7 protein-coding genes and 1 pseudogene are annotated in these 7,824 nt (G+C 74.5%); 4 read left to right on the top strand and 4 right to left on the bottom strand.

All coding sequences use genetic code 11. The features are described from left to right. The 4 genes and pseudogenes from AB0C84_RS44850 to AB0C84_RS44835 form a co-directional block, all read left to right on the top strand. Nucleotides 1-267 (top strand): annotated as a pseudogene (locus AB0C84_RS44850) (hypothetical protein); the annotation flags it as partial. Continuing rightward, nucleotides 264-809, top strand: coding sequence for a hypothetical protein (locus tag AB0C84_RS44845; RefSeq protein ID WP_179847554.1), 546 nt, complete (start codon nucleotides 264-266; stop codon nucleotides 807-809). The pseudogene AB0C84_RS44850 and the gene AB0C84_RS44845, both read left to right, overlap by 4 nt. A 1-nt stretch (nucleotide 810) precedes the next feature. Then, a complete protein-coding gene (locus AB0C84_RS44840; protein WP_258945699.1) occupies nucleotides 811-1,458 on the top strand; it encodes a hypothetical protein in 648 nt (215 codons plus the stop codon). Then, nucleotides 1,455-4,556, top strand: coding sequence for a chromosome partitioning protein ParA (locus AB0C84_RS44835; protein ID WP_361078747.1), 3,102 nt, complete (start codon nucleotides 1,455-1,457; stop codon nucleotides 4,554-4,556). Before AB0C84_RS44840 ends, AB0C84_RS44835 begins: the two co-directional genes overlap by 4 nt. Before the next feature lie 39 nt (nucleotides 4,557-4,595). Here the strand turns inward: AB0C84_RS44835 and AB0C84_RS44830 are convergent, their stop codons facing one another. The 4 genes from AB0C84_RS44830 to AB0C84_RS44815 form a co-directional block, all read right to left on the bottom strand. Continuing rightward, a complete protein-coding gene (locus AB0C84_RS44830; protein ID WP_361078744.1) occupies nucleotides 4,596-5,438 on the bottom strand; it encodes an ATP-binding cassette domain-containing protein in 843 nt (280 codons plus the stop codon). Next, nucleotides 5,435-6,487 (bottom strand): ABC transporter permease, encoded by a 1,053-nt coding sequence (locus tag AB0C84_RS44825; RefSeq protein ID WP_361078741.1) that lies wholly within the window; start codon nucleotides 6,485-6,487, stop codon nucleotides 5,435-5,437. Before AB0C84_RS44825 ends, AB0C84_RS44830 begins: the two co-directional genes overlap by 4 nt. Further along, nucleotides 6,484-7,473: a sugar ABC transporter substrate-binding protein gene (locus tag AB0C84_RS44820; RefSeq protein ID WP_361078738.1), complete on the bottom strand. Its 990-nt coding sequence runs from the start codon at nucleotides 7,471-7,473 to the stop codon at nucleotides 6,484-6,486. The genes AB0C84_RS44825 and AB0C84_RS44820 overlap by 4 nt, the downstream gene beginning before the upstream one ends. A gap of 45 nt (nucleotides 7,474-7,518) precedes the next feature. Further along, on the bottom strand, nucleotides 7,519-7,824 hold a 306-nt coding region (locus AB0C84_RS44815), incomplete at its 5' end, for a thiamine pyrophosphate-dependent enzyme (RefSeq protein WP_361078735.1).

The raw sequence follows: 7,824 nt of genomic DNA, 5'->3' as shown, positions 1-7,824 counted from the left end.
TCGGGCGTCCCGGGCTCGGACCCCGCGGGGACGGAGAGGCTCCGCGACCTGGCCGAACAGATCCTGCGCGGCCGCGACGCGGTCGCGGTCGAGGACGTCCTCGACCGCGACTGGGCGGCGGCCCGCCGCACGCTCGCCGACCTGTCGTCCCTGCACCTGCACCCCGAACTCCCGTACCGCCTCGTCTGGTCGGACGGGGTGGCGGTGCGTCCCGAGGGCGCCCCGACGTGGGTGACCCCGGGGCGGCTCGAAAGGACCGACCGGTGACCGTCGATCCGCATGTGCTGGCCCGCGCACGCGCCCGCGTGCTGGGCGGCCCGTCCGTCTCCGCGTCCGATCCCGTGCCGCCGGGGACCGTCGCCGCGGCGGACGGCGCCCGCGTCTGGGTCCTGCCCGAGTGGCCGGACGGCGCGACGCCCGCCCTGCTGGAGGAGTACGACACCGCGCCCATGCCGCTGGACCGCGCCGGGCAGGCCCGCCGCGTCCTCGCGGCGGCCCTGCGCTGCTGCTGGACGCGCCTGGACGACGCCCCCTGGCCGGGCTCCCCGTCCACGGTCGCCGACGTCCTGGAGGTGTACGCGGGCATGACGCGGGGCGACACCGACCTGGCCCGCCGCTGGGCCACCGGCGAGCTGCGCCGCCTGTCGGACACCGGCTGGCTCCTGCTGGACGAGGCCTCCGGCGCCGTCCGCCCCGGGCCCCGGGTCGCCCTCTGGCCGGAGGGCTCCCTCGCGTCCCTGCGGGACCTCCTGCGCCGCCTCCCCGAACCCGGCCCGCGCCCCGACGCCGGGGAGGGCCCGGGTGAGTGACATGTTCGAGCCGGTGCTGCGGGCCTACGACGAGCGGCGGCGCGCGGAGCTCGTGGCGGCCTACATGGCGGTGGAGCACGCGGCCGAGCCGGTCTCGGAGGTGCGGTTCGCGGCGCTGCGGGAGCCGGCGCTGCGCAGGACGGTCGAGGAGATGCTCGCGTTGAGCGGGCGGACCCTCATCCGGTCGGAGCACACGCGGTGGACCTCCGGCTACCGCGACGACGTCGCGGCCGAGCTGGCCGCCGACCCCGCGTGCGTCCCGCCGGTGCGGGAGCGGGCCGTCCTGACGCTCGTGCTGATCCATTCGGTGGCCGTCCCGAGGGCGGCGGGGCTGCTGGAGGACGACTCGTGGCTGTCGCCCCACCCGACGCCGATGGACGAGCTGCGCCGCCGGACGCAGCTGCCGGTCGGGGAGCTGGAGGCGTCGCTGCGGCGGCTGCGGCTGGCGGGGCTGGTGTCGCAGGTGAAGGCGGGATCGGACGACGCCGGAGGGTTCGTGCCGGGGCCGCAGTTCCACCGGCTGACCGGCGCCGCGCGCAGGCGGCTGCAAGAGGAGCTGATCCTGGCCGCCGGGCCGGACTCGCCGCTCGCGGCGGCGATCCGGGCGCGGCGCAGGGGACGGGAACGCGAGCAGGGGGAGCACACATGACGGCCGTCCTGGAACCGATGGTGACCGCGCGCGACGCCGAGAACGTCGTCGGCGGGCGGACCCTCGTGGCCGTGCAGGCGGTGAACATCTCGCGGCTGTCGACGCATCCGGTGCCGACCGTCCCGGGAACGCTCATCGTCGTGGCCGGGCAGGGGCCGAAGGACTCCAACGGCGCCGGCAAGTCCTCGTTCATCGCGGCCATCACCGCGCTCCTGGGCGACGAGCAGTGGCGGTTCGCGTCGGGCGCGCGGGCGGTGGCGGAGCTGCTGTTCAACGCGGAGCTGGCCGCGCAGGGCGACAGCCAGTGGGCCAGCGCCGACCACGGGTACATCGTCGGGGTCTTCGACTACGCCGATCCCGCGGAGGGCGGCGGGCCCGCAGAAGGGGACGGGTCCGAGGAGGAGCAGGGCGAGACCGCCGTCACCGTGTGGCTGCGGGTGAACGTCGACGCGCCGCACCTGGAGATCCGGTGGCGGCGGGGCGTCTACCTGGCCTCCGCCCCGTCCGAGGCCGACCGGGTGTCGCTGGCCGACCGGCTGTGGGCGAGCCTGCCGCGCAGCGCCGGGCGCCGCGACCTCGTCGCGAAGGACCTGTCCCGCGTCCTGTACGGGGGGCAGGTGCGGTGCGTGTCGTTCCTGTCGACGTCGGTGCGGTCCAAGGTCGCGACGAACCTGCTGTCCCAGCCGCTGAACGAGATCAGCCCGGAGCGCATCTTCAGCGCGATCGCGGCGCTGACCGGGCTGGACCGGGAGCTGGAGGCCGAGCGCAAGTCCCGCGCGGAGGAGCACCGCGAGCGGGCCAAGGCGGCGGAGGCGGCCGAGCGGCTCACCGAGTGGGAGCGGGAGGCGGCGAGCCTGCTGAAGACGTTCGACCGCCGCGACCGCGCCCGCGACGAGGCCGCGGCGGCGGTGCGGCACTGGCGGACGCGGCAGGCCCGGCTGCTGATGGACGCGGCCGAGGCCGACGCCGCGCACGCGGCCGACCAGGAGCGGCTGCACCGGGAGGGCGAGGAGCTGGCCGCCGCGGCCAAGGCCGCGGAGAAGGAGATCGAGCAGCTCACCGGCGGGGCGCTGGAGGCGCGGCTTCAGGAGGCGGGCGGGGCGCTCGCCGATCTGAAGGGCCAGGCCGACCAGCTCGGCGCGGACAAGGCCGTCGCCCGCAACCGCCTGGACGAGCTGCGCCGGCGCGTGTCGGCGCTGGAGGAGCGCCGCCGGGAGGCCGACGGGCGCGACCGCGACGCCGCCCGCGCCGAGCTGGCGGAGGCCGAGGCCCGCCGGGACGAGGCCCAGCAGGAGTACGGGATGGCCAAGGGCGCCGTCGCGCGCGCGAAGCGGTCCCTGGCCGAGGCGGAGGCGGGCGAGGGCAGCGCGCCCGCGCAGATCCGCGCGCTGGCCGCCGCGGGCGTCGCGGCGGTCGGCCTGCTGGACGCCGTGGAGCTGGCCGAGGGCGTCCGGGAGCGCTGGGAGGCGGCCCTGTGGCCGTACCGGGAGGCCGTCGTCGTCGGCGCCGGCGATCTCGACGCGGCGGTCGCCGCCCTCGACGGCATGCCCGGTTCCATGATCGTCCCCGCGGACGGCGGCGCGACGCTGCCGGACGGCGTGAGCTGCGAGCCGTCACCGGCCTCCTTCTTCGCGGCGCTCGAAGGAGAGGGCACCGGGGTCGTGGTCGTCGGCGGGTTCGGCGAGCCCGTCACCGGACGCGTGGCCCGCGTCCAGGCGGCCAGGACGGCGGTGGAGTCCGCCGAGGAGGCGCTGGAGAGCGCGCGGCAGGCCACGACCGACGCCGCCGCCGACGTGGCGCTCGCCGGGCGGCGCCTCGCGGGCGCGCGCGCCGCGGCCGAACTGGATGAGGTCCGCGCGGCGATGGCGGGGCTGCGCGAGCGCCTGGAGGAGCTCGGCGGCAGCGAGTCCCGGCTCGGCCCGCGCCTCGGGGCGGCGGAGCAGACGCTGCGGCGGCTCCAGGCGAAGGCCGACACGCGTGCGCTGGAGGTCGACCGGCTGCGCGGCCGCAGGGAGACGCACGAACGCGAGCGCGACAAGGTCCGCCGCGCCGCTACCGAGCTGGCCGACAGGCGCGCCGCGCTCGGCCTGGACGACCTGGAGAAGGCGTGGGGCGGCTCTCGCGAGGGCGCCGCCGAGTGGCTGTCCGCTCTGGACGACGACGAGGCCACGTGGACGCCCGCCGAGTGGTGGCACACCGCCGAGAAGCACCTGTCGGAGGCGCTGCGGAGGGTCTTCCCCGACGGCCCGTCGGACGAGGACATGCCCGAGGAGATGCGGTTCCTGCTCCGCGAGCGCGCCGAGGGCGACGGGCGCCGCACCGACCGCGAGCAGGCCACGTTCCCGCGCCTGGTCAAGGCGATGGAGAGCTACCTGCGCCAGCAGGAGGACTACGAGAGGCACCAGCGCCGGCAGATCGAGGTGCAGCTGTCGGCCCGCCGCGCCGACCTCGACAAGGCGCAGAAGGGCGCGACGGAGGCGGCCGGCGCCGCCGAGGCGCACCGCACCGCGCTGACCGCCGCGATCCGCGCGCGCCTGCAGCGGGTCTCGGAGGAGTTCGAGAAGCTCGACGTGTCGTACGGGGGGTACGGCGCGACGCTGGAGTTCCCCACGCCGGAGCAGCCGGGCGACCCCGAGCAGGAGTGGCGCTGGCGCGTCACGCCGAAGTGGCGGCGCTCGGACGGGCAGCGGTACGTCCCGTACAACCGCCGCGCCAACACCGCGCTCATGGACGAGAAGGCCGTCAAGCTGGTCTGCGCGGCCGCGCTCGCCAGCTCAGGCGGCGGCCGGCTCTGCCTCGTGCTGGACGAGCTCGGCCGCAACCTCGGCAAGGAGCACCGCAAGGAGGCCGTCGCCCTCTTCCGCAAGATCGGCGAGACGCACGGCATCACGGTGATCGGCGCCCTGCAGGACGACATGGAGCCGTACGCGATCGACGCGTGCGGCCAGTACGTGAAGCTGCGGCGCTCGTCCGACACGATGCCCTACAACGAGCCCCCTGTCGTCGTCGGCTACGACGAGCACGAGGCCCGCGTCCGCAAGCTGGCCGACCACATCACCGCCGCCCGCCCCGAACCGGCGCCGACCGAGCCGGCGTGAGGACCGCCCCGGGCCGCGGGGAGCGGCCCGGGGCGGCCGTCAGTCGTCGGTGAGGCCGAGGCTCTCGGCCTCCTTCGCCAGCTGTGCGGCGGCCCCGGACGAGCCCGCCGCGTCGAGTTCGTGGGCGAGCTCCTCCAGCTCGCCGCCGCCCGCCATCAGGCCGGTGAGCTCCTCGCGGGTGATCTCCTCCTTGGTGTGGTGCCCGATGCCGCGCCCCCGGTTGAGGATCAGGAAGCGGTCGCCGACCGGGTAGGCGTGGTGCGGGTTGTGGGTGATGAAGACGACCGCGAGGCCCCGCTCGCGCGCCCGCACGATGTAGCGCAGCACCACCCCGGCCTGCTTGACGCCGAGGGCGGCGGTGGGCTCGTCCAGGACGAGGGCCTCGGCGCCGAAGTGGACGGCGCGGGCGATGGCCACGCACTGCCGCTCGCCGCCCGACAGGGTCCCGATGGGCTGGTCGACGTCGCGCAGGTCGATGCCCATCGCGGCCATCTCGCGCTGGGTGGTCGCGCGCATGGAGCCGACGTCCATGCGCCCGAAGCGCCCCCGCATCTCCGAGCCGAGGAAGAAGTTCCGCCAGACGGGCATGAGCGGGACGACCGCGAGGTCCTGGTAGACGGTCGCGATGCCGCGGTCGAGCGCGTCGCGCGGCGAAGCGAAGCTCACCTCCTCGCCCCGCACCTCGTAGGTGCCGGTGTCGTGGCGGTGCAGCCCGGCGACGACCTTGATGAGCGTGGACTTGCCCGCCCCGTTGTCGCCGAGGACGCAGGTGACCTCGCCCGCGGACGCCTCCAGGTCGACGTCGCGCAGCGCGATGACGTTGCCGTAGTTCTTGCCGACGCCGCTGAGCCTGATGAGCGGCGCCCCCTTCGCGTCCGTCATGGCGACCGCTCCACTCTGCGCCGCACGACCAGGTTGACCACGGTCGCGATCAGCAGCATCGCGCCGAGGAAGAACCGGAACCAGTCGGGGTTCCACTCGGCGTACACGATCCCCTTGTTCGTCATGCCGAAGATGAACGCGCCGATCGCCGCGCCGATCGCCGACCCGTAGCCGCCGGTGAGCAGGCACCCGCCGATGACCGCGCAGATGATGTAGAGGAACTCGTTGCCGACGCCCTCCCCCGACTGGACGGTCGCGAACGCGAACACCAGGTGCATCCCGGAGAACCAGGCGCAGAACGCCACGCCCATGAACAGGCCGATCTTCACGCGGTCGACGGGCACGCCGACCGCGTGGGCGCTGCCGGCGGCCCCGCCCACCGCGAAGATCCAGTTGCCGGCGCGGGTGCGCAGCAGGAGCCAGGTGGCGATCGCCGTGAACAGCAGCCACCAGAACACCGTGATCTTGACGTTGACGCCGAGCACGTCCACGTCGGAGGCGAAGACCGCGCGGGCGGAGGCGAACCCGTCCATGTCGCGGACCGAGTCGCTGGCGACGTTGCCGGTGAGCGCCTTCGTCACGCCGAGGTTCAGGCCCGCGAGCATGAAGAACGTCGCGAGCGTGATGATGAAGCTCGGCAGCCGCGTCCGGACGTACAGGACGCCGTTCACCATGCCGAGCGCCAGCGTCAGCACCAGCGAGATCGCCACGCCCGCCCACACGTTCAGCGTGAACTGGTAGGCGGTCAGCGCGGCGACCAGCGCCGAGGACGTCACCATCACCCCGGCGGACAGGTCGAACTCGCCGCCGATCATGAGCAGCGACACCCCGACCGCCATGATCCCGAACGTCGAGGCCGCGTACAGCACGGTGGAGAACGACCCGGCGCGCAGGAACGCGTCCGCGACGATCGAGAAGAACGCGAACAGCGCCACCGCGCCGAGCAGCGCGCCGAGCTCCGGGCGGCCGAGCAGCCGCCGCAGCGGCGAGCTCCGGGCCAGGCGCTCGTCGGGGCGGGCCGCCGGCGGCCCGGCCACCGCCTGGGTCATCGCGTCCCCCGGTTCGCGAACGCCTCCAGCTGTCCCGCGTTCTGCTCGGTCACGATCGCGGGCCCGGTCAGCACGGGGCGCCCGCCGCCGAGCACGTTGCCGTTGTTCTTCAGCAGCCACAGCTCGTCGACGGCGCCGTAGCCCTGCAGGTAGGGCTGCTGGTCGACGGCGAACTCGATCGCGCCCGACTTGATCGAGGCGATGAGGTCCTTGTTCAGGTCGAACGTGCCGATCTCGGCCTTGCTCCCTGTCTCCTTGACCGCGTCGACGGCGGTCGCGGCGAACGGGGCGCCGAGCGTCAGGATCCCGTCGATGCCCTTGTCGGCCTGGAGCTTGGCCGTGAGGGACGACTTCACCTCCGGCATGTTGGTGCCCTGGACGAACAGGTTCTGCAGGTCGCCGCCGAACGTCTTCTTCGCGCCGGCGCAGCGGTCCTCCAGGCCGACGTTGCCCTGCTCGTGCACGACGCACAGCGCCTTCTTGGCGCCGATCTTCGCCAGCTCCGTGCCGGCCGCCTCACCGGCGATCGACTCGTCCTGCCCGAAGTGCGCGACCGCGCCGAGCTTCGCCGACTCCTCGGCGCCGGAGTTGATCGTCACGACCGGCACCTTCGCGGCCGCGGCCCGGGCCAGCACGTCCTTCATCGCGTCCGGCTTGGCGAGGGTGACGATGATGCCGTCGACCTTCTTGTCGAGCGCGGCCTGGACGAGCTGGGCCTGCTTGCCGCCGTCCGGGTCGGCGGAGTAGAGGAACTCGACGTTGTCCTTGGCGGCGGCGGCCTTCGCGCCCTTCTGGACGATGTCCCAGAAGGTGTCGCCCGCGCCGGAGTGCGTGACCATCGCGATCTTCAACCGGGGGCCGGCGCCCTCCGGGGTGTCCTCGGACTTCTTGCCGCCCGAGCTGCTGCAGGCGCTCAGCGCCAGCAGTCCCGCGGCGGCCAGCACCGCGAGGCCCCTGGACGTCCCACGCGCGAAAACGCCTCTCATCGGCTGCTCTCCGTTTCTCCCCGAATGGTCGGTCTGAGGAGTTGATCACAGATGATGACGGCGCGTGCGCTTATCCCGCTCATAGCGGGCGCGGGCCTCCCGGGTGGAGTCCAGCGCCGACACCTCCGCGACCGGGACGTCCCACCATGCCGCACTGTCGGGGGTGCTCGCCAAGGGGTCCGTCTCGATGTGGACGACCGTGGTCCTCGGGGACTTGCGCGCCTGCTGGAGCGCGTCCCGCAGGTCGGTGGCCGTCGCGGCGCGGATGACGTCGGCGCCGAGGCTGGCGGCGTTGGCGGCGAGGTCGACCGGGAGGGGGGCGCCGTCCAGGCCGGTGGGGGTGCGCAGGCG

Origin of the sequence: Actinomadura sp. NPDC048955 (assembly GCF_040649435.1) — a bacterium.
Classification (GTDB): Bacteria; Actinomycetota; Actinomycetes; order Streptosporangiales; family Streptosporangiaceae; genus Spirillospora; species Spirillospora luteofluorescens.
Note: the sequence above shows the minus strand (reverse complement) of the source record. Positions and strands in the feature narration are given on the sequence as shown.

Excerpts from the sequence above, each read along its gene's own strand:
- AB0C84_RS44830 (WP_361078744.1), bottom strand. The coding sequence starts at position 5,438 with ATGACGGACGCGAAGGGGGCGCCGCTCATCAGGCTCAGCGGCGTCGGC.
- AB0C84_RS44840 (WP_258945699.1), top strand. The coding sequence starts at position 811 with ATGTTCGAGCCGGTGCTGCGGGCCTACGACGAGCGGCGGCGCGCGGAG.
- AB0C84_RS44825 (WP_361078741.1), bottom strand. The coding sequence starts at position 6,487 with ATGACCCAGGCGGTGGCCGGGCCGCCGGCGGCCCGCCCCGACGAGCGC.
- AB0C84_RS44820 (WP_361078738.1), bottom strand. The coding sequence starts at position 7,473 with ATGAGAGGCGTTTTCGCGCGTGGGACGTCCAGGGGCCTCGCGGTGCTG.
- AB0C84_RS44835 (WP_361078747.1), top strand. The coding sequence starts at position 1,455 with ATGACGGCCGTCCTGGAACCGATGGTGACCGCGCGCGACGCCGAGAAC.